The sequence below is a fragment of the Micromonospora sp. NPDC005806 genome, assembly GCF_042871425.1.
In the GTDB taxonomy this organism is placed as follows: Bacteria; Actinomycetota; Actinomycetes; order Mycobacteriales; family Micromonosporaceae; genus Micromonospora.
Genome location: NZ_JBIAIL010000017.1, coordinates 12313 through 32357, shown reverse-complemented (window position 1 = coordinate 32357; position 20045 = coordinate 12313). Strand labels below are relative to the sequence as shown.

19 protein-coding genes are annotated in these 20045 nt (G+C 70.7%); 11 read left to right on the top strand and 8 right to left on the bottom strand.

Going from position 1 to position 20045, the window contains the following annotated elements; translation table 11 throughout:
* Nucleotides 1–189: 189 nt before the first annotated feature.
* Nucleotides 190–621 carry a hypothetical protein gene (locus tag ACFYOS_RS19000; protein WP_387142897.1) on the bottom strand — a complete coding sequence of 144 codons (432 nt, stop codon included), beginning with the start codon at nt 619–621 and terminating at the stop codon, nt 190–192.
* Between the two features lie 74 nt (nt 622–695).
* On the opposite strand from ACFYOS_RS19000, the gene ACFYOS_RS18995 reads away from it, so the two are divergent.
* Entirely contained in the window at nt 696–1229 is a 534-nt protein-coding gene (locus ACFYOS_RS18995; RefSeq protein WP_387142894.1) for a TetR/AcrR family transcriptional regulator, read from the top strand.
* Between the two features lie 63 nt (nt 1230–1292).
* On the opposite strand, the gene ACFYOS_RS18990 is transcribed toward ACFYOS_RS18995, so the two are convergent.
* The 3 genes from ACFYOS_RS18990 to ACFYOS_RS18980 all read right to left on the bottom strand — a co-directional run bounded on the left by ACFYOS_RS18990 (nt 1293) and on the right by ACFYOS_RS18980 (nt 4466).
* A complete protein-coding gene (locus ACFYOS_RS18990; RefSeq protein WP_387142891.1) occupies nt 1293–1778 on the bottom strand; it encodes a nitroreductase/quinone reductase family protein in 486 nt (161 codons plus the stop codon).
* Nucleotides 1779–2079: 301 nt separating this feature from the next.
* Nucleotides 2080–3528, bottom strand: a complete 1449-nt coding sequence (locus tag ACFYOS_RS18985) for an aldehyde dehydrogenase family protein (protein ID WP_387142888.1) — start codon at nt 3526–3528, stop codon at nt 2080–2082.
* 242 nt (nt 3529–3770) lie between these two features.
* On the bottom strand, nt 3771–4466 hold the full coding sequence (locus ACFYOS_RS18980) for a heme-binding protein (protein WP_387142885.1): 696 nt from the start codon (nt 4464–4466) through the stop codon (nt 3771–3773).
* A gap of 39 nt (nt 4467–4505) precedes the next feature.
* Here ACFYOS_RS18980 and ACFYOS_RS18975 point away from each other — a divergent pair, with 39 nt between their 5' ends.
* The 8 genes from ACFYOS_RS18975 to ACFYOS_RS18940 all read left to right on the top strand — a co-directional run bounded on the left by ACFYOS_RS18975 (nt 4506) and on the right by ACFYOS_RS18940 (nt 12256).
* Nucleotides 4506–5633 carry a sensor histidine kinase gene (locus tag ACFYOS_RS18975; protein WP_387142882.1) on the top strand — a complete coding sequence of 376 codons (1128 nt, stop codon included), beginning with the start codon at nt 4506–4508 and terminating at the stop codon, nt 5631–5633.
* The gene (locus ACFYOS_RS18970; RefSeq protein WP_387142879.1) at nt 5630–6262 is read left to right on the top strand and encodes a response regulator; all 633 of its coding nucleotides are present in this window, start codon (nt 5630–5632) and stop codon (nt 6260–6262) included. Before ACFYOS_RS18975 ends, ACFYOS_RS18970 begins: the two co-directional genes overlap by 4 nt.
* Complete coding sequence (locus ACFYOS_RS18965; RefSeq protein WP_387142876.1) at nt 6259–6930, top strand: ankyrin repeat domain-containing protein; 672 nt, start codon at nt 6259–6261, stop codon at nt 6928–6930. The genes ACFYOS_RS18970 and ACFYOS_RS18965 overlap by 4 nt, the downstream gene beginning before the upstream one ends.
* A 305-nt stretch (nt 6931–7235) precedes the next feature.
* On the top strand, nt 7236–8123 hold the full coding sequence (locus ACFYOS_RS18960) for an ABC transporter substrate-binding protein (RefSeq protein ID WP_387142873.1): 888 nt from the start codon (nt 7236–7238) through the stop codon (nt 8121–8123).
* Nucleotides 8120–9079 carry an amino acid ABC transporter permease gene (locus ACFYOS_RS18955; RefSeq protein ID WP_387142870.1) on the top strand — a complete coding sequence of 320 codons (960 nt, stop codon included), beginning with the start codon at nt 8120–8122 and terminating at the stop codon, nt 9077–9079. Before ACFYOS_RS18960 ends, ACFYOS_RS18955 begins: the two co-directional genes overlap by 4 nt.
* Nucleotides 9076–9840, top strand: coding sequence for an amino acid ABC transporter ATP-binding protein (locus tag ACFYOS_RS18950; protein ID WP_387142867.1), 765 nt, complete (start codon nt 9076–9078; stop codon nt 9838–9840). The genes ACFYOS_RS18955 and ACFYOS_RS18950 overlap by 4 nt, the downstream gene beginning before the upstream one ends.
* Complete coding sequence (locus ACFYOS_RS18945) at nt 9840–11462, top strand: amidohydrolase family protein (RefSeq protein ID WP_387142864.1); 1623 nt, start codon at nt 9840–9842, stop codon at nt 11460–11462. The genes ACFYOS_RS18950 and ACFYOS_RS18945 overlap by 1 nt, the downstream gene beginning before the upstream one ends.
* The gene (locus tag ACFYOS_RS18940; protein WP_387142862.1) at nt 11459–12256 is read left to right on the top strand and encodes a serine hydrolase; all 798 of its coding nucleotides are present in this window, start codon (nt 11459–11461) and stop codon (nt 12254–12256) included. Before ACFYOS_RS18945 ends, ACFYOS_RS18940 begins: the two co-directional genes overlap by 4 nt.
* Here ACFYOS_RS18940 and ACFYOS_RS18935 read toward each other — a convergent pair.
* Entirely contained in the window at nt 12139–13152 is a 1014-nt protein-coding gene (locus ACFYOS_RS18935) for a LysR family transcriptional regulator (protein WP_387142859.1), read from the bottom strand. The genes ACFYOS_RS18940 and ACFYOS_RS18935 overlap by 118 nt on opposite strands.
* A 667-nt stretch (nt 13153–13819) precedes the next feature.
* Complete coding sequence (locus ACFYOS_RS18930; RefSeq protein ID WP_387142856.1) at nt 13820–15226, bottom strand: hypothetical protein; 1407 nt, start codon at nt 15224–15226, stop codon at nt 13820–13822.
* Nucleotides 15227–16113: 887 nt separating this feature from the next.
* Between ACFYOS_RS18930 and ACFYOS_RS18925 the strand changes: the two genes are divergently transcribed.
* Nucleotides 16114–16275, top strand: a complete 162-nt coding sequence (locus ACFYOS_RS18925) for a hypothetical protein (RefSeq protein ID WP_387142853.1) — start codon at nt 16114–16116, stop codon at nt 16273–16275.
* Between the two features lie 62 nt (nt 16276–16337).
* Nucleotides 16338–16694: a VOC family protein gene (locus ACFYOS_RS18920; RefSeq protein WP_387142851.1), complete on the top strand. Its 357-nt coding sequence runs from the start codon at nt 16338–16340 to the stop codon at nt 16692–16694.
* A gap of 93 nt (nt 16695–16787) precedes the next feature.
* Here ACFYOS_RS18920 and ACFYOS_RS18915 read toward each other — a convergent pair whose 3' ends face one another.
* Both ACFYOS_RS18915 and ACFYOS_RS18910 read right to left on the bottom strand, forming a co-directional pair.
* Nucleotides 16788–17696 (bottom strand): LLM class flavin-dependent oxidoreductase, encoded by a 909-nt coding sequence (locus tag ACFYOS_RS18915; RefSeq protein ID WP_387142848.1) that lies wholly within the window; start codon nt 17694–17696, stop codon nt 16788–16790.
* Complete coding sequence (locus ACFYOS_RS18910) at nt 17693–19981, bottom strand: LLM class flavin-dependent oxidoreductase (RefSeq protein ID WP_387142845.1); 2289 nt, start codon at nt 19979–19981, stop codon at nt 17693–17695. Before ACFYOS_RS18910 ends, ACFYOS_RS18915 begins: the two co-directional genes overlap by 4 nt.
* Between the last annotated feature and the right edge of the window lie 64 nt (nt 19982–20045).

Below are 20045 nucleotides of genomic sequence, written 5' to 3'. Positions count from 1 at the left end.
AGCCCAACGACAAAGGACAAAGGTCATTGCGCCCCTTCCGAGGGGCGCAATGACCTTTTCAGTCGCCACGCCTGCCGGCGCCGCCACGAGTACCTCCTGGCTGAACCGAACGGCAGTCAACGAGGTCGGCGGGGAGAGCGCCCTGACCTGCGGTGATGTGGGCGAGCGGGTCGGCGTGGACGCCCTGCGTCACGCCGCGGCCCGTGCGGTCGACCAGGCAGTCCAGCCCTTGCTGAGCACATACGCGGCCAGCAGGATGAGCGTGATCGATCCATCGGCGATCAGTGCCGCGCCAGCGCCGTCGGTCCCGCTGCCGAAGGACAGGGCGGCCAGGGTCAGGCCGAGCTTGTTGAGGATGGCGAGCTCCCAGATCCCGGCGTAGAGCCGGGGGCGGTAGGCCAGCAGCAGGAACAGGCCCGCGAAGACACCGAAGCCGAGCATGCGCCAGGTCTCGACCATCCGGGTGGCGGGTCCGGCGTCCGCGACACCGTCCACTGCGCCAGCCACCGCGGCGACGGCGCCGGCTGCGGCGAGGACGAGGAGGGCCCGCGCGACGCGGTCACGGATCCGCGTGGAGCCGGTGCCGGTCTCGACGTGAAGAAACGGGGCAGGAGCGGGCATCGATGCTACCTTTCGACCTAACGGTGTTAGGGTGGAACCTAACACCGTTAGGGCAATCTGGGAAGGCGGGACGGATGGCTTCCTACGCACTGAGCCGACTCACTCCACGAGCCCGGGAGATCGTGCAGACCGCGCGCCAACTCCTCGAGCGGGAGGGGCCCGAAGCGCTGTCGATGCGTCGCCTCGCCGCCCAACTCGGGATCCGCGCCTCCTCGATCTACGAGCACCTCCGCGACAAGCAGGCACTGGAGGCGGCGCTGATCTCGGTCGGCTTCGAGGAGCAGGCCGAACTGTTCGCGCAGGCCGCCCATCGATCCGACGCCCCGATCGCGGCCCTCACCGCCGCGTACCGCGACTTCGCGCGCCGCCAGCCGAACCTCTATCGGCTGATGACCGAGCGGCCCCTGCGCCGCGACCTGCTCACCTCCGGCGTCGAGGAGGCGGCCGCAATCCCGCTCCTCGACGCCACCGGCGGTGACCGCGAACGCGCACGGGCCATCTGGGCCTTCGCGCACGGCATGGTCAGCCTCGAGCTGAACCAACGCTTCCCACCCGGCGCCGATCTCGACACCACCTGGCGCAAGGGCATCGACGCGTTCTCAGGCTGACCGCCGCCTACGCGGTGGCTGCGCCATGTCGAAGCCGACCGCTGGCCACGACGGAAAAGCTTCCTACAACGTGTCCGATGCGCCGGATCTGGGCTCCAGCACCACCACCGCGGTCTCGGACGACCGCAGCGCCGCGTAGGCGTCGAGGTCCGCGTCGATCTCGCGCCAGCGGGCCCATAGTCGCAACCGCTCGTCACCTGTTGCGGCGTGACCACGTACCCGCCGCTGCCCGCCGACCAGATCGACGGTCGCGTCCGGATGTGCCTGCAGGTTGAGCCACCAGGCGGGCTCACCTTCGCCCCACCCGTTCATCGCCAGCGAGACCAGATTCGGGCCATCCTCGAAGTACGCGATGATGACGCTGCGCTGCTGGCCGGTGCGGCGCCCGGTGGTGGTCAGCCGCACAGTGCCCCAGCGGTTGGCCCGTGGTCGCCACAGAGCGACCCGGCCGCGAAAGACCCGGTACAGGCCTCGGTGCACCGACCAGGCCAAACGGATGAACCAGCGCGGCGGAAGCCGCGGCCGTTTTGCGCGGTCCTCGACCGACATGACGACCTCCTACACCTGCTGGCTATCGTACGAACAGGACGCCAGCCGCAGCCGCGGGCGGCCGGCAGCGCCGATTGGCCCGCTGGGCGCCCCGGCTGCATCATCTCCTCGTCGGCCTCGCATCGGGGCAGCCCGTTGAGCCGGTCGCTCGTCGGATGCAGCCGCAGTAACGCGCCGCGGACCAGAAGCAGACGCCGCCGTTGACGATGGCCGACGTTGCCACAGTGAACTGCTTCCATAGGAGATCGCGGCACGTAATCGAGACCTGCCTGCGCAGCGCGGTGGCTCGTAGCGCAGTTCCCTACGCGTAGGGGTACCACCAAGGCTTGCGCTCGGCGCGGGTGTCCCAGTGCACGTGCTTGGTCTCCCGGAACGCCTCCAGACCCTCCGGGCCCAGCTCACGGGAGTTGCCCGACGCCTTCATGCCGCCGAAGGGCCCGGCATCGTTGTCGGTGAGCGGATCGTTGATCCAGACCGTGCCTGCTTTCAGCTCGTCCAGGCAGCGATACGCGTAGTCGGTGCGATTGGTGTAGACGTTGGCGCCCAGACCGTAGGGCAGCGCGTTGGCGCGGGCGATTGCCTCGTCCAGCGAGGAGACCCGCACGATCGGCGCGACCGGCCCGAATGTCTCCTCCCGCATGAGCGGCAGGTCGTCGCTGGCGTCCACGACGACGGACGGGGAGAGGAACCAGCCGCGCTCGAACCCGCCCCGATCGCCGCCGACCAGGATGCGGGCGCCACCCTCACGGGCCGAGGCGAGCTGGCCCTCCACCTTCGCCCGCTGCACTTCGGCGATCATCGGGCCCATGTCGGTCCCGGCCGCCAACGGATCACCGAGCCGGACCGCGGCCGCCTCGGCGACCATCCGCTCGACGAACTCGTCGTAGACGGAGTCCATGACATAGAACCGCTCGGCCGAGGTGCAGACCTGCCCGGCGTTGAGGTACGCGGCCCACGCGGCACCTGGTGCCGCGACCGAGAGATCGGCGTCATCGCAGACGATGAAGGCGTCCTTGCCACCCAACTCCAGGTGCGTGCGTTTGACCTGACGCGCGCACAGCTCGCCGATGCGCAGCCCGGCGGCCGTGGAACCGGTGAAGGCGACCAGATCCGTACCGGGGTGCACCACCAGGGCCTCCCCGACCTCGGCACCACCCGTCACCAGATTCACCACACCCGGCGGTAGCTCGGCAAAGGCCGCGGCAAGCATCAGCGTCGACAACGGTGTGTAGGGCGAGGGCTTCGCCACGACCGTGTTCCCCGCAGCAAGCGCCGGAGCGAGCTTCCACGCGAGCAGCAGCAGCGGATAGTTCCACGGCACGATCGCGGCGACCACGCCGAGTGGCTCCTTGATGACCAGCGCCAGCTGCCCGTCCTCCACCGGCGGCAGCACCCGGCCCCGCTCGTGCCGGCCCAGCTCCGCGTAGTAGTCGAAGCAGGCCGCCGACCAGCCGACCTCGTCGGAGTTCTCGATCAGTGGCTTGCCGCCCTCGATCGACATCTGCCGTGCCAGGGCGTCGGAGTGTTCACGCAGCCAGGTGGCGATCCCGTGCAGAAGGTCGGCCCGCTCGGCCGCGGGGGTACGCCGCCAGCCGTCGGCGGCGTCGCGGGCAGCACGGACCGCGCTATCGACCTGCTCAGGAACTGCGGATCCGACGGCGGCGACGACCTCCTCGGTCGCCGGGTTGATCACCGTAACCGAGGTTCCGGTCCCCGCCACGTGCTGGCCCGCGATCCACAACTGCGTCACTGCCGACTCCTGTCTCGAAGCGGTGCGGCGGCGATCATAGGCGCCGGAACTCGGCCGCAGCTAGTGCCCCGTCGTTGAACGTTGATCGGGTAATCCGTCGCTTCTGAGGATTCGAGTTCCTGGGCATCGACATGCGCCCACAGGCCGGACACGACAGCCGGGGACGATCGAAGAGGTAGCGCGGCGAGGTGGCGCAGGGCCAGGCTGTCCAACATCCCGAGCCCTGCGCCTGCCAACCTCGGTCAGCGCAGAGTGGCTGTTCCCGTGGTGGCGTACTGCTCGTCGAGGTCGCCGGAGGGCGCGCCGCCGACTCCGATGGCCCCGACGACCTGACCGTCGACGGTCACCGGTACGCCGCCGGCGAGAAACAACGTTCCGGGGATGTCGCGCAGTGTCGCTCCCTGGCCAGTGACCCGGCCGGCGAGCGCAGAGGTCGGCTGGCCGAAGGAGGCGGCCGTGTACGCCTTGCGCTTGGCGGACTCGGCCGTCTGCGGGCCTGCGCCGTCGCCCTTGAGCTGCACCTGGACGTTGCCCGATCGGTCGAGGACCACGACGGTGACGCGATGGCCGCCCTTCTCGGCCGCCTTGAACGTCGCTTCGGCCGCACGCAGCGCCGCGTCGATGTCGAGTGACGGGTTGGCGACGACGGCGCTCTGGCCGGCAACTGCGGCGGTGCCGGGTGCGACCGTGGACTCCGCGGCGTTGGCGTTGATGGTGACACCGGTGACGGTGGCCACGCCCACGGCGCCGGCGATCAGGCCGAGGGCGGCCCGGCGGCGGACATTGATCATTGCGGTGCTCCTCTGGTTCGACGTTCGAGTCGAGGTGACGTCCTCCAGCCTCGTCGTGACCTGCGGCGCGGGCATGGCCCGCCGGATCCAACCGCTATACATCAGATGGTTGATTCGCCCGCCGGAGACCTGCCGTACGCTGGGCATTTATCAAGATCAGACGGAATGCGTGAGGGAGGTGCGGCGATGCGGGAGGACCGGCTGGGCGCGGCGATGCGGTGGGGGTTTCTGCTCCTGCTGGCCGCTTCCGCTTCCCGGTATGTGGTGTACCACGGTGGGGGAGCCGCCACCGTCGGCGTGCTGGCGCTGGCCGGCGTGCTACTGGCCGCGTACGTGGTGAACGAGCTGGGGCGTTTCGCGCCGGGTGCCCGCTTCGCGGTGGTGACTGTCCCGTTCCTCGCGCTCGTGTTCCTCGCGCCGAGCTTCGCCTGGTGCGCGATTCCGCTGTTCTTCCTGGGCCTGCGCCAGCTCCCGCGACGCGCGGTCTGGCCCGTGGTCGGGGTGCTGACCGCGGCGGTGGTGATCGCGCAGATCCGGCTGGCCGACCGGTTCGACCCCAGCCTGCTGCTCGGGCCGGCGGGTATCGCCGCCATCACCACCACTGTCTTCCTCGAACTGGATCGGCAGAACCGAGCCCGGCAACACGCGCTCGATGACCTGCTGGCCACCCGCGACGAGCTGAGTCGCAGTCAGCGCGAGGCCGGGGCGCTGGCGGAACGAGCTCGGCTGTCCCGGGAGATCCACGACACCCTGGCGCAAGGTTTGTCGAGCATGAACCTGCTGCTGCAAGCGGCCGACCAGGACTGGGACACCGAGCCCGCGCGGGCGCGCGGGCACGTCCGGCAGGCCGCGGCGACCGCCCGGGAGAACCTGGCCGAGGCGCGCCGTTTCGTCCGGGGGCTGGCCTCTCCGGCGCTCGACAACGCCTCGTTGACCGACGCCCTGCGGCGGTTGTGCGCGGCGACCGAACGCGACACCGGCACGGCGGTTCGATTCACCGTGGCGGGCACGGTCGTGCCGCTCGGCGTCGACAACGAGGTCGCCCTGCTGCGGGTCGCGCAGGGCGCCCTGGCCAACGTTCGCCGCCACGCACACGCGCGCCACATCGCGGTGACGCTGACCTACGGCGACAAGGAGGTGATGCTCGACGTGTACGACGACGGGACAGGTTTCGACCCCGCGGTCACCACCGGATTCGGGCTCACCGGCATCCGCGAACGGATAGCGCACCTCCACGGCACGGTCACCATCGAAAGCGCACCTGGTGAGGGCACCGCGCTCGCCGTGAGCCTGCCGCTGCGGGAGGGGCGATGACGGACCCGCTGCGGCTGATCCTCGTCGACGACCATCCGGTGGTGCGCGCCGGCCTGCGCGCGCTGCTCGGCGCCCGACCGGACATGACCGTGGTCGCCGAGGCGGCCACGGCTGACGACGCCGTCCGGCAGGCCGCCGCGCTGCGCCCCGACGTGGTGCTGATGGACCTGCAACTCGGCGACGGAGCCGATGGGGTCGCGGCCACCGAGCAGCTCCTCGCCCTGCCGGACCCGCCGCGCGTGCTGGTGTTGACCACGTACGACACCGAGGAGGACATCATGCGCGCGATCGAGGCCGGTGCGACCGGATACCTGCTCAAGGACTGTCCGCCCGACGAACTCTTCCGCGCCGTGCATGCCGCCGCGGCCGGACAGACCGTCCTCTCCCCGCCGGTCGCCGCCCGGCTGATGGACCGGATGCGCGGCCCGCGTACCACCCTCAGCAGCCGCGAGGTGGAGATCCTCACGCTGCTTGCCCGCGGCCACGCCAACAAGGAGATCAGCCGACGGTTGTTCATCAGCGAGGCCACCGTCAAGACCCACCTGGTCCACATCTACGCCAAGCTCGGCGTCGACTCCCGTACCGCGGCGGTGCACGCCGCCGTCGAACGGAAGCTGATCCGGCTGTGAAGCGCCGCGGACTGCTCATCCTCACCCTCGCGCTGGCCGGCTGCACGCAACCGGACCTGACACCCCAGGAGGACCACATGCCCACACCCGCCGACGAGGCGCTGCTCGCCGCGGCGGACGCCGGCGAGCCGGCAGGCGTACGTGCAGCACTGGCGGCCGGCGCCGACCGCGAGACCCGCGATGCGCGGCAGCGCACGGCGCTGCTGCTGGCCGCCGCGAACGACCACATCGAGGCCGCCCGCGTGCTCGTCGCCGCCGGTGCGGACCCGAACGCGCTCGACGACCGGCACGACACCCCCTGGCTGGTGACGGGCGTGACTGGCAGCGTGGCGATGCTTGAGGTACTGCTGCCCGCGGGGCCGGACCTCACCGTGGTGAACCGATTCGGCGGAATCTCGATCATCCCGGCGAGCGAGCGTGGCCACGTCGCGTACGTCCGGCGCGTCGTCCGTACCGGCATCAACGTCAACCACGTCAACAACCTCGGCTGGACCGCCCTGCTGGAATGCGTCATCCTCGGCGACGGAACGAAGCCGTACCAGCAGATCGCGGAAATCCTCGTGGCCGCCGGCGCGGAGGTCCACCAGCCCGACAAGGACGGCGTCGACGCGCTGCAACACGCACGCAACCGCGGATACGACCAGATCGTCGCCATTCTGTCCCGCTGAGCACGGGCCAGGACGCGGGCCGGTTCCGTTTCGCGCCTGGTGTCGCCATCCAGGCACTTCGATGAACTGCCGAGGGCTCGGCCGCCACGATTCGAGCAGCTTGCCCGGGTCGGCAGGGCCCTCGGCGCGGTGAGCATTCTGCTGGCTGGGGGACCGCCTGGCCGCCGACCCGTCCAGGCCCGGCATCACAGTCTCCACGGGTGAGCGCCGAAAATTTCGATGCTCACCCCGCAAAGCATTCAGGCTGTTCATGCTGACCGATCCCGGATAGGGTCCCCGCCATCGTCTCAGGCAGGAGGTTTCCGGTGGTCAGGAAGCGTGCGCTTCGCATTGTCGTCGGTCTCGCCGCACTCTCACTCGCCGTCGCCGGCTGCGGACGCTCGACCAGCGGTCAGACACCGCAGGCCGGTGGCTCCGCCTCAGTCGCCGCCGACGCCAAGGCCGCCGACCTGGTCCCGGCCGCCCTCAAGGAGAAGGGCGTCCTGCGGGTCGCCACCGCCGAGGGCTACCCGCCGATGGAGATGTACAAGGAGGGGACCCAGGAGCTGATCGGCGTGGATCCGGAGCTGGCGGCGGCGATCGCCGGGCGGCTCGGCCTGAAGCTGGAGATGACCAACGCGAGCTTCCCCGGCCTGATCCCGGGCCTGCAGGCCGACCGGTGGGACCTGGCAATGTCCTCGATGAGCGACACCGAGGAGCGCCGTAAGGCTGTCGACTTCGTCGACTACTTCCAGGCCGGCGGCGCGATCATGGTGGCGAAGGGCAACCCGGCCGGGGTGAAGGACCTGGCGGACCTGTGCGGCCGCGCGGTGGTGCTCGCCAAGGGCAGCTCCAACCTCGCCATCGGCGAGAAGCAGAACACCTCGTGCGCCAAGAAGATGACCATCTCGCAGAGCGAGGACGCCCCGACCGGTCTGCTGCAGATCGACGCCGGTCGCGCGGTGGCCACCATCGTGGACTACCCGGTGGCCAAGATGCTGGCCCAGGAGAGCGGCAAGTACGAGGTGCTGGAGGCCCAGTACGAGGCGGGCCCGTGGGGCATCGCGATCGACAAGAAGGACAGCCAGCTGCGGGACGCCGTCCAGCGGGCCCTGCAGGAGCTGATCGAGGCGGGGGAGTACGCCAAGATCCTCGAGAAGTGGGGCGTGCAGGGCAGCGGCGTGCAGACCGCGACGGTCAACGACCAGAAGTGAGCACACCGGTGGATGCGACCGTCACGGGCCCGGCTTCGGCCGGGCCCGCCGGCCCGGAGACGCCGGAGGTGAACCGGATCAGCCACCCGCTGCGACCGGGGCGCTGGCTGGCGGCCGGGGCGACCACCCTGATCCTGGCCTGGCTGGGCTGGACCATCGCGATCAACCCGAACCTGCACTGGGACATCGTCGTCAAGTACCAGTTCGACCGGGTCATCCTGGAAGGGCTCTGGGTCACCGCCCAGCTCACGGTCGCGTCCATGGCGATCGGCATGGTGCTCGGCGTCATCGTGGCGCTCATGCAGGTCGCCGACAGCCGGATCCTGCGCGCCGGCGCCATGGCGTACGTCTGGTTCTTCCGCGGTACGCCGCTGCTGGTGCAGCTGATCTTCTGGTTCAACATCGCGCTGATCTTCCCCGAGATCGGGCTGGGCGTGCCGTTCGGCGGCCCGAAGCTGGTGACCTGGGAGACGAACACCCTGGTCACCGGATTCGTCGCGGCGCTGCTCGGGCTCAGCATCAACGAGGGCGCCTACATGAGCGAGATCGTCCGGGCCGGCCTGCGCGCGGTCGACCCCGGCCAGCAGGAGGCCGCGGCGGCGTTGGGCATGTCCCGCCTGAAGATCATGAGGCGGGTGGTGCTGCCCCAGGCGATGCGGATCATCGTCCCGCCGACCGGCAACCAGTTCATCTCCATGCTCAAGACCACCTCGCTCGTCTCGGTGATCGCCGGCGCCGACCTGCTCACCGTCGCCCAGCGGCTCTATCTGACCAACTTCGAGGTGATCGCCCTGCTGATCGTCGCGTCCCTGTGGTACCTGGTCCTGACCACCGTCGCCAGCATCGGCCAGTACTACCTGGAACGCCGGTTCAGCCGTGGCTTCGGCGCCACCGTGCCGGTGACCCTGCGCGGGCGGATCGCCCGCAACCTGCGCTTCACGGGGAGCGCGCGATGACCCCGCCCATGGTGGAATGCCGCGGTCTGCGCAAGAGCTTCGGCCGGCTGGAGGTGCTGCGCGGCATCGACCTGACCATCGAACGCGGCCGCGTGGCCTGCGTGGTCGGCCCGTCCGGCTCCGGCAAGTCAACCCTGCTGCGCTGCCTCAACCACCTCGAGGAGCCGCAGGCGGGTCGCGTCTACGTCGACGGCGAGCTGATCGGATACGAGGAGCGCAGCGGCCGGCTGAGGCCACTACCGGACGCGCGACTGCGCCGCCAGCGCGAGTCGATCGGCATGGTCTTCCAGCGATTCCACCTGTTCCCGCACCGCACCGCCCGGGAGAACGTGATGGAGGGCCTGGTCGCGGTGAAGGGCGTCCCGACGGCCGACGCGCGGCAGCGCGCCGCTGACCTGCTCGACCGGGTCGGCCTGGCCGACCGCGCCCACCACTACCCCGCACAGCTCTCCGGCGGCCAGCAGCAGCGGGTGGCCATCGCCCGCTCGCTGGCCATGTCGCCGAAGCTGATGCTTTTCGACGAGCCGACCTCGGCGCTCGACCCGGAACTGGTCGGCGAGGTGCTGGAGGTGATGAAGGACCTCGCGGCGAGCGGGATGACCATGATCGTGGTGACTCACGAGATGGGCTTCGCCCGGGAGGTCGGCGACCACCTCGTCTTCATGGACGAGGGCCTGATCGTCGAGCAGGGGCCACCCCGCGAGGTGCTCGCGGCGCCGCGGCACGACCGTACCCGCGCCTTCCTGTCCAAGGTGCTCTGATGACGCGGCTCGACCTGCTGATCACCGGCGGGGACGTGCTCGACGGCACCGGCTCGCCGGCCCGCACCGGCGACGTGGGCGTCCGGGACGGGCGGCTCGTGCTGCTGCCACCGGGCAGCCGCACGCCCGCCGCCGAGGTCATCGACGCGACCGGGCTGGTCGTCACGCCGGGGTTCATCGACGTGCACACCCACTCCGACCTGCTCGCCGGCGACGACGAGCAGCGGGAGGTGCTGCGCCTCGCGCCGCTGCGCCAAGGCGTCACCACGGAGATCTGCGGCAACTGCGGCATCAGCCCCTTCCCGATCCCGCCCGACCGCGATGGGCCGGTGCGGGAGCTGATCGCCGCGACCTTCGGCCCACCCACGTCGGCGTACGCGTCGTTCGCCGAGTTCGCCGACGCGCAGGGCGCGGCCCGGCGCAACCACCTCGCCGCCCTCGTCGGCCACGGCACGCTGCGCGCCGCGGTGGTCGGCTTCGCCCAGCGGCCGGCCACGCCCGAGGAGCTCGGGCGGATGTGTCAGCTGCTCGACGAGGCGCTCGCCGCGGGCGCGGCCGGCCTGTCGACCGGCCTGATCTACTCCCCGGGCGTCAACGCCGGCACCGACGAGGTCATCGCCCTCGCGCGGGTGGCGGCCGCACACGGCAAGCCTTACGTGACACACCTGCGTGACGAGATGTCCCAGGTCGAATCCGCGCTCGAGGAGGCCATCGAGATCGCCACCGCGGCCGGGTCGGCGCTGCAGGTCTCCCACCACAAGACGGCCGGGCGGCGCGCCTGGGGCGCCACCGTCCGCACCCTCGCCCGACTCGAACGGGCACGCGACGACGGGCTGGACGTCACCTGCGACGTCTACCCGTACACCGCCGGCAGCACCGCCCTGCACGCGATGCTGCCGCCGTGGCTGATCACCGACGGCGTACCGGCGATGCTCACCGCCGCCGCCGAGCCGGCGGTCCGCGACCGGATCCGCCACGACCTGGTCGCCGGCGTGCCAGGCTGGGAGAACACCGTCGGCAACGGCGGCTGGGACCTGATCCGCGTCGCGTCCGCCGCGAACAACCCCGACGCCCAGGGCCACACCATCGCCGACCTGGCCGCCGCGCGCGGCGTCGACCCCGTCGACTACGCCTGCGACCTGCTTGCCGCCCAACACGGCGACGTCACCATCCTCAGCCACTCCATGCACGAGGACGACGTACGCCGGGTGCTGGCCAGCCCGCTGACGATGCTGTGCTCCGACGGCGTACCGAAGGGAGGCCGCCCCCACCCGCGGTGGGCGGGCAGCTTCGCCCGGGTGCTCGGCCACTACGTGCGAGACGTGGGACTGCTGGATCTGGCGGAGGCGGTGCACAAGATGACGGCGATGCCCGCCCACCGCTTCGGCCTACGGGACCGCGGGCTGCTCGCTGACGGGTACACCGCGGACCTGGTGGTCCTCGACCCGCAGCGGGTCGCCGACGGCGCTACGTACGACGATCCGCTGGCACCCCCGCACGGCGTGCGGTGCGTGCTGGTCGGCGGCCGGGTCGTCGTGGACGGCGGTGCGGTCACCGACGCGCGACCCGGCCGGGTGCTGGCCGTGGCGGATCGGCAGCCGGCCGTGCCGGGGCGGCGATGAGCGCGGCGCACGACGGCCCGCCGGTGCGGGTCGGGGCGATGGTGCGGCGGCTGGACGACGGCCGCACCCTCTCGACCGACCCCGACCTGGTCCTGCCGCTGGCCAGCGTCGGCAAGGTGCTGCTCCTTGGCGAGGTTGCCCGCCGGCTCGCCGACGGGACGCTCGCCGAAGGCCAACCGGTCGAGCTGCTCGACGCAGACCGGGAGGTCGGCGGCACCGGCCTGATCGGCAAGCTGTCGCCCCGACGGTGGACGGTCGTCGACCTGGCCACCGCGGTCGCCGCGGTCAGCGACAACGCCGCCACCAACGCCCTGCTGCGACTGGTGACCCTGGACGCGGTGCAGGACCTGGCCCGCCGCGCCGGGCTGCGGAACACCATCCTGCACGACCGGATCCGAGCCGAGCGCGGTCCCGACGTACCGGAAACCTTCGCCACCGGCACCGCCCGCGAACTCTGCGCCTTCCTCGCCGGGGTGGCGCAGGGGACCTGGCAGAGCCCGCAGGCGCGCCAGCTGCTACGCGGCTGGCTCGCCGGGAACACCGACCGCACGATGGTCGCCGACTCGATCGGCCACGACCCGTGGTCGAGCGACGGCGTCCGGGTGGAGAACAAGACCGGCACCGACACCGGGGTACGCGCCGACACCGGCATCGTGTCCGGCGGGCACACCGTCGTCTACGCCGTGGTCGCCGCCTTCGCGCCGGGGGCCGAGCGGGCCGCCGTGGCCGAGCTGCGGCGCTGGGGTGCGACGGTCGACCGGCTCGCCGGACCCCACCGTTCCGACAGCTCCTGACTGAGCGTCGCCGCCGCGTCCGTTAGCCGCTCGACGAACCTGCCGACCACCGGATTGGGGTTGCCGGGGCGCAACGCCACGCCGATGTCCCGGTACAGCTTGGCGTGGGCGAGCTGCCGCACCGCCACCCCGCCAGGGTTACGCAGGCCGAGCGACGGTACCAGCGCCACCCCGACACCGGCCCGAACCAGGCCCAGCACCACCTCGTAGTGGTCGCTGCGGCAGCGGATCCGCGGCGCGAAACCCTCCGCTCGCGCTGCCAACTCCAGCACCGACACCTCGCCCTGCACCCCGAGCGTGGTGATCCACGGCTCGGCAGCAAGGTCTGCGAGCCGAAGCCGCCGCCGGCGGGCGAGCAGATGATCCGCGGGGAGCACCACCAGCTGCGGGTCCACCATCAGCGGCTCGACCTTCGCGTCCGGCGACTCCAGGGCAGGACTCAGCGGATGATCGAAGACCACCACCAGGTCCAACTCACCCTGGTGGAGCCGCGGCAGCAGCTCGTGCGGCTGCCCCAGGATCAGCGCCAACTCGACCTGCGGATTGTCCCGGGTGAAGCTCGACAGCGCGCGCGGCAGCAGCTCTGTCCCGGCGGTGGCGAAGAACCCGATCCGCAGCAGTCCCCGGCGGCCCTCGCCGTGTGCGGACAGCTCGTCGCGGGCCGCCGACATCAGATCGGCGATCTGCTGCGCGTAGTCCGCCAAGCGCTGACCCGCGACCGTGAGCCGCAGACTGCGCGGCCCCCGGTCCACCAGCGCCACCCCGGCCTCCTGCTCCAACGTGGCGAGCTGGTGGGAGACCGCGGACGGGCTCAGCTGAAGCCGCTCCGCGGCGGCGACGATGGTGCCGTGGCGGGCGATCTCCAGGACGACCTGCAGGCGTGCGGTGTTGAACATCGGCCGGTTGCCTCCCTGCTCCGAGGCGGTGCGGTCAGTCGTCGACCTTCACCCAGCCGACACTGTCGCATGCCGGCCGTGTCTGCCCTGCGCCGACCACGACGGTCCATACGCCCGCCGCTGACCGCAGGATGCCACATGCGCTCGACGCCGCTCTCGGGCCTCGGCGGGCCGCGGTGGCCCCAGAACGGCACCAGACGCGCCCACCCTTGGCCACGTCACCGGACCACGCACCCCAACCACGGCGGCTGCGTCAGCAGTGTCAGCGGCCAGCGCGGATTCCCCACGGACGGCCAGTTGAGATGTCACGCCATCAATCGGCGGGCATCGGTACTGCGACTGCGGGGATCTGGCGTTACGTCGTTCGGCACGTCACCGCTGCAACCCTGGTCATTCGGCTGCGATGCGACAACGGTGGAGTGTCATCGGTAACGGTTCACGATCGGGTTGTCCCGGTCCCGCAGGTCGATGAGGGTGACCTGTCCGGGTCCGGCGGGATCGCTGCAGTGCGGGTGCCCAGGCCGTCGGAGTTGACAATTTGATCTCTAATGCGTAGGTCGACGGTTCTATCCGTTCCGTTGGGCCGCTCCCAAGAAAGGCCCGGGTCACGGGCTTGATCGCCGATCGTGACCCGGGCCTTCTTCAAACCGTCGAACGCCAGCCGACCTCAGGGCACGTTGCTCGCCACCCCGCTCTCGTTGACGGTGAACTTTCCGTTAGAGGCGCGGTTGAAGGTTCCGCTCGTGATCCACTCGATCAGCGCCGCCTTGAATGTGGAATGGGGACCGGCCCAGGGAGCACCGGGGGTGCCGCCGTAGGGGGTGCCCACGGTGGGGGTGCACCGGTGCCCGGAGCAGCCCTCCCACAAGAAGGTGTGGCTTCCGCACGCAATCTTTACTAGCACCTTGTTCGTCATCGGGGCGGCGTTGTAGATGGCGTCCGCGTTCGCTGGCGACGTCGGCGGGGCGTCTTCAAGACCGTGGATGACGAGCGTGGGTGGGGTCAGCTGTGCTGCGACTTCGGTGTTCCAGCCGTAGCTGGAGAAGACCGGACTGCGGGCGAGGCCGGTCGGGTGCCCGGCGATGGTCCCTCCCCACTGGGCGCCCACGGGATCCTCCTCCCGGTTCTGCGCCGCGACTTGCTCCCGACTGCCCGGGACCACACGGCCGGTGCAGGCCGCCTCGCGGTCGGGCGGCAGGTTCCCGGGTCCGCCACCGACGAAGACGTGCAGCGGGAAGGTAGCGAAGCTGCCGCCCGGCGGCGGTGTCTCCTCGGTGTCGAAACCGAAGAGCGACGCCGCGAACACGACGCGGTTGACCTTGGCGATGTACTGGTCGCTGTGGGGAAGGAGCGGGTTCGGGTTGGCCGCGTATAGCGTCCGGCCGACGTGCTGCGCGCCAGCCGAGTAGCCCACCAGGGTTACCTTGCCGTCCGACGGCTGTGCCCGCGCGATGGCGTCGTCGATGACCTGACGGATGTCGCGAACGAAGGTGTCGACGCGGGCGAACCGGACGTGGCTCGAGTGCGCCCGCAGCTGTCCGCCGAGCGGATTGGTGAGCAACGTCGGATCCTGCGCCGCCCCCTGCTGATTGAGGGGGAAGACCGGGACATGGGTGCGGTCGCACCCGACCGGGTTCGAGCAGGTGCCGTCTGGGTTGTAGGCGGGCAGGCTTGCGTTGCCCGGATCGTCCAGGCCGTGGGAGAAGCGCGTCGAGCGGCCGTAGCCGAGCAGGTTGGGGGCGAAGGTGTCGATCCCTGCCCGGGCGAGTGCCTTCTGCACGCTGAGCTCGCCGCCTTCGGGGGCGGGCTGTCGCAGGTCGAATGTGGTGGGGCCGTAGTTGGTGCGGCCGTGGATCAGCACCGCGGCCCGGTTGGGCACCGAGTGGCACTTGCCGTGGGCGTAGACGGGCTGGACGCGGTGCACCTGCAGCTCGGCCGGGAGCCCGTCGAACTGCGGGTCGGGCATCAGCCCGGCGGGGACGGTGAAGGGCAGAAAGTGATCGCTGACCTGCACACCGGTCGGCACCTTGTCACAGGCGGCGGCGGCCGCAGACGCGCCGCTGACACCGGCCAACGGTGAGGACCATGCTGCGGAGAACGGCTGAGAGAATGCGGCAGTCAGCGCAGTTACTGCGACAATCGTGAATGCCGACCCTCCGAGTCTTCGCTTTGTTCTGGACATGGGGGTCTCCTTAATGGGAGTGCTACGCGCGCTTCGCGTAGTCGTGACACCTGGCCACACTCGCCTAATTGCGAGGGCGGGGCGAGGGCGTGCCGAGCAGGATGAAAAGGGCCGCGACGGCGACCAGGATGCGGGATTTCACATTGGGACGTTCCTGAGACGCGGAGTATGCGTTGGATGAGGAACGGTGCCGCTTCCGCAAATCGGGTCGCGATGCGCGCCGAGCGGCATCTGGTGTCACTACCCTCCGCTGGTTGTGGATCCCACGGAAGGTTGTGTCGACAGGAACTGCGCGAGCGTGTTGACATGGTCGTTTGTCAACGATCGTGTCTCTACTTCTCGGGGTCCTTTTGCCCGGGCCGCCTAGTTCTGTCGACTTTGAATGCGTCACTGATGGTGCTCGCATGGCGATGACAAGTCAACGCCTGAACTTTTCACCAACTGGCTGACAGCATGGCAGCGGCCAAGCGCTACATTCGCGGCAAAAATGAGGAGGCTTTGATTTCATAGCCTTCTCTGGTTTCTGGCCTTCATGGGTTAAAAATGTCGAAATAGCCCACCAAAGTTCCATGGTGATGCGAGCTTGCCCAGCTCACTCGGAGATCTTGTCACGCTACCGTCCGGGTGTCCATATTGAAGGACCCGTCTGCCGAAACGTTGGGGAAGAGGATCAGGCAGTGGACCAGCGGCGGGGAACCGACTCGCAATTGGAGGTTGGTTGGTGGAGCTCGGCTGCCTTCGCCCGGGCGCTTCGCACGAACCCGAGGCTCCGCGCCCGCGTGGAGGCGGTCGCCCGCTCCGATGCCCAGACGACATACCGCCGGCTCGGCGGCGGGACGCTGCCCGACGAGGAGGTGCGACGCGGCTACTTCCGTGACGACGTTCCCTTGGCGACGGGGGAGCAGTTGCGGCTGGGCGTCGGTCAGGAGGTCCATAAATAGCCCTGGGCAGTGTGGGCGATGTTCTCGCGTTCTCGATGGACGCGCTCTGCCAGGATCGGCGAATGGCGAACGTCTGGTCCGGTGTCACGATCGACTGCCTCGACCCCGAGCGGGTAGCCCGATTCTGGAGCGCCCTGCTCGGTCGCGAGCCCGGACCGTCGCAGGAGGGCTGGGTCTACCTCGGCGAGCGAGGTGACTCGCAGCCGCGGCTGGTGTTCCAGCCAGTGCCTGGGCCCCAAACAGGCAAGGTGCGGATTCACCTCGACATCACCGTCGACGACATCGACGAGGCCATGACGGCGGTCATCAATCTCGGTGGCCGGTTCACCGGTAAGCGGCACGACTACGAAGAGGGTGTGGTCGTCGTCATGGCCGACCCGGAGGAGCATGAGTTCTGTCTGGTCGAGTACTACGGCTAACGGCGGCGCGCGGACGCACACCGATGGCTGATGCCAGGCCTCGGTGCCCGCTGCCTCGGTCCGCCAGCGGCGGCCCGCGCGCCGCCGACGACGTCAGGCCGCGCGGCGGGCGCGCTCCTCGGCGACCAGTTGCCGGGTGGCCGGGACGACCTCCGCGGCGAACAGTTCGATCGCCGCCGGGTCGTCGGCGGCCAGGATGAAGGCGCTCGCCCCATGCTCCAGCGTCAGCCCGGCGAGGTCCTCCGCCCACTGCTCGGGCGGGCCGTTGAGCAGCGACCGGCCGGTCGACGCGAACTGGCCGCCGATGTTGAGCAGCCGGCGGACCTGCGCGGGCTCCCGGCCGGCCGCCGCGGCGCCCTCGTCGATGAGCGCGTTCATCTCCGTCAGGTCGGCCGGCCCTCCTGAGAGGTACTGGAGGGTGGGCAGCCAACCGTCGGCCACCCGCCCGGTCAGCCGCAGCATCCTCGGCTTGTACGCGCCGATCCAGACGTTCACGTCGTGGGCCGGGGCGGGTCCCCGCTTGGCGCCGTGGACCCGGTAGTACTCGCCGTCGACGCGTACGCCGCCGGGCTTGTCGGCGGCCCAGATATCGCGGACGACCCGGATCGCCTCCTCCAGCGCGTCGACCGCCTGACCGGGACTGAGCCGCCGGCCGCCCATCGCCTCGATGGCGTCCCAGAACCCGCCCGCGCCGATGCCCAGCTCGAACCGGCCGCCGCTGAGCAGGTCGAGGCTGGCCGCGCTGCGGGCCAGCACGGCCGGCTGCCGCAGCGGCAGGTTGAGGACGTTGCCGCTGAGGTGGATCCGCTCGGTGCGCGCGGCCACGTAGCTCAGCAGCGTCCAGGTGTCGTGGAACCGCGGCTGATACGGGTGGTCCTGGAAGGTGACCAGGTCGAGCCCGGCCCGTTCGGCCGTCACGGCCAGGTCGACGGCGTGCCGGACGGGCTGGACGGTGGGCGTGACGAAGGCTCCGAACAGCAGGTCGTGTCCGTAGTCGGTCATGGCGTGGTCCTCGATGCGGTGTCGGGTGTGATTAGGAAGTTGTCGCGGAACAGGCCGGCCGGGTCGTACCGCTTCTTCAGCGTGCGCAACCGGGCCAGGGTGCGGGGCGGAAACGCCTCGGCGAGGCGCTCCGGCCGTAGGTCGGTCTCGAAGCTGAGATAGGTGCCGCGCAGGTAGGGGGCAAAGAGGTCGTCCCACAGCGCGTCCAGCCGGCCGCGATGCCGCCCGAACGCGGTGACGTGGAAGTTCACCCCTCGGTGGCTCCACGCCATGGCGTCCGGGTCGACGTCGGTGACCGCGCCGCCGACCGACCGGATGTGGAAGAAGTAGACGACGCCGCTGGCCAACAGGCGGGCGGCGGCCTCGGCGAACGCGGGCGTCAGGTGCTCGATCAGGCCGGTGCGGGAGATCGGTTCGCCCTGCGCCTGGTGCGGGCCGTCGCTGGCGTTGGCCATCACCGAGGCGTAGGAGGTGAGCACCACCGACTGGTCGTAGCCGGGGGCGATGTCGGCGACCGGCTGGAGCTGGGCCACGATCGTGGCCGGGTCGTCCGAGTCGACCATCGCCATCACCTGGGCCACCGGCGGCTGACCCAGCCGGGGCGGGCCCATGATGATCGCGCTGGTGAGGTCGCGCGGCGCGGCCTCGACCGCGGCGCCCCACTTGACCATCAGGTCGGCTGGCTTGCTCGCGTCGAGGACGAACTGAGCCCAGCCGGCCGGCCCGACCTCGTCGACCTCGAACTCGAACGCGGTCGCGATCCCGAAGTTGGCGCCGGCGCCGCGTACCGCCCAGAACAGGTCTTGGTTCTCCGTGTCGCTGGCCCGGACCTGGGTACCGTCGGCGAGGACCAGCTCGACCGCGCGCACGTGGTCGATGGTCAGCCCGTGCTTGCGGGCCATCCAACCGACGCCGCCGGCCGTGGCCAGCCCGCCGACGCCCACACCGCCGTAGTCACCGGAGGTGAGGGCCCAGCCGTACGGGGCGAGGGCGGCGGCCACGTCCATCCAGCGCGCCCCGGGCCCGATCCGGACCCGGCGGGTCGCCTCGTCGAGCACGTCGATCTCGTTCATCCGGGCGAGGCTGATCACGAGGCCACCGTCGTTGGTCGACCGGCCACTGATGCCGTGACCGCCGCTGCGCACGCCGAGCGGCAGGTGGCGGTGTGCCCGGGCGAACGCGAGCGCGTCCGCCACCTCGGCCGGAGTTCGCGGCTGCAGCACCAGGCCCGGCGCGCCACCGCGCAGGTAGGTCGACTTGACCCGGGCGTACCCGATGTCGCCCGGCTCCACGGCGGTGCCGGCCAGGGACGCAGGCACCTCGTCGTACGCGATGCCCGGGCGCCGCTTGCCGCGGACCGCGACGGGGCGCAGCCCCATGGTGCGCAGCGGCGTTCCCAGTTCCCGGTCGACCGCCTCCCGCAGCGCGGGCGCCACCTCGCGCGCGAACCGCTCCATGGTCACGGCGTCGTCGGCCATGAGGATGAGCGTGCCGACGCCGTCCTCGACGACCAGCGGCAGCAGGTCCTCGACCCAGCTCGCGGCCGGCCCGTGCAGGAGGCCCTGCCGGGTGGACGCGAACCGGCCGGAGATGTTCAGCAGCCGCCGGATCTCCGCCGGGTCCCGGCCGGCCTCCCAGGCCGCCTCGTCGATGATCTTGTTGCCGGCTCGGAGATCGCCGGGCTCGATCGGGCCGAGCGAGGGTAGCCACCCATCGGTCTTCGCGCCGACCAGCCGCAGCATTCGTGGCCGGTACGCGCCGAGCCAGATCGGGATGTGGTGGGCCGGCAGCGGGCCGCGCTCCGCGCCGTCGAGACGGTAGTGCTCGCCGGCGTAGCGGAGCGGCGTGGGGTCACCGGCGTCCAGCACGGCGCGGATGACGTCGATCGCCTCGTCCAGCGCGTCGACCGCCTCCCGTGGGCTCCGCCGCCGGCCGCCCATCGCCTCGATCGCCGGCCAGAACGCGCCAGCGCCGAGGGCGAGGTCCAGCCGGCCGTCGGACAGCAGGTCGAGGCTGGCGGCGGAACGCGCCAGCACCGCCGGGGAGCGCAGCGGGACGTTGAGCACGTTCGCGGCCAGGTGGATCCGCTCGGTCTTCCCGGCGACCCACGACAGCAGGGTCCAGGTGTCCAGGAACGCCGGCTGGTGTGGGTGGTCCTGGAAGGTGACCAGGTCGTAGCCGAGCTCCTCGCTGCGCCTGGCGAGCGCCACCGGCGTCTCGGGCGACGCGTTCGTCGGCGTGACGAAGGTGCCGAACTCGAGGCGGTGGCCGTAGTTACCTGACACGACTACCCCCAAAGGTTGATGCGTCAACCAGTGTACGGCGCGCGCCACGGGCTGCGATGTGACC

Excerpts from the sequence above, each read along its gene's own strand:
- ACFYOS_RS18975 (WP_387142882.1), top strand. The coding sequence starts at position 4,506 with ATGCGGGAGGACCGGCTGGGCGCGGCGATGCGGTGGGGGTTTCTGCTC.
- ACFYOS_RS18915 (WP_387142848.1), bottom strand. The coding sequence starts at position 17,696 with ATGACCGACTACGGACACGACCTGCTGTTCGGAGCCTTCGTCACGCCC.
- ACFYOS_RS18935 (WP_387142859.1), bottom strand. The coding sequence starts at position 13,152 with ATGTTCAACACCGCACGCCTGCAGGTCGTCCTGGAGATCGCCCGCCAC.
- ACFYOS_RS18950 (WP_387142867.1), top strand. The coding sequence starts at position 9,076 with ATGACCCCGCCCATGGTGGAATGCCGCGGTCTGCGCAAGAGCTTCGGC.
- ACFYOS_RS18980 (WP_387142885.1), bottom strand. The coding sequence starts at position 4,466 with ATGCCCAGCGTACGGCAGGTCTCCGGCGGGCGAATCAACCATCTGATG.
- ACFYOS_RS19000 (WP_387142897.1), bottom strand. The coding sequence starts at position 621 with ATGCCCGCTCCTGCCCCGTTTCTTCACGTCGAGACCGGCACCGGCTCC.
- ACFYOS_RS18940 (WP_387142862.1), top strand. The coding sequence starts at position 11,459 with ATGAGCGCGGCGCACGACGGCCCGCCGGTGCGGGTCGGGGCGATGGTG.
- ACFYOS_RS18990 (WP_387142891.1), bottom strand. The coding sequence starts at position 1,778 with ATGTCGGTCGAGGACCGCGCAAAACGGCCGCGGCTTCCGCCGCGCTGG.
- ACFYOS_RS18920 (WP_387142851.1), top strand. The coding sequence starts at position 16,338 with ATGGCGAACGTCTGGTCCGGTGTCACGATCGACTGCCTCGACCCCGAG.
- ACFYOS_RS18995 (WP_387142894.1), top strand. The coding sequence starts at position 696 with ATGGCTTCCTACGCACTGAGCCGACTCACTCCACGAGCCCGGGAGATC.
- ACFYOS_RS18945 (WP_387142864.1), top strand. The coding sequence starts at position 9,840 with ATGACGCGGCTCGACCTGCTGATCACCGGCGGGGACGTGCTCGACGGC.
- ACFYOS_RS18970 (WP_387142879.1), top strand. The coding sequence starts at position 5,630 with ATGACGGACCCGCTGCGGCTGATCCTCGTCGACGACCATCCGGTGGTG.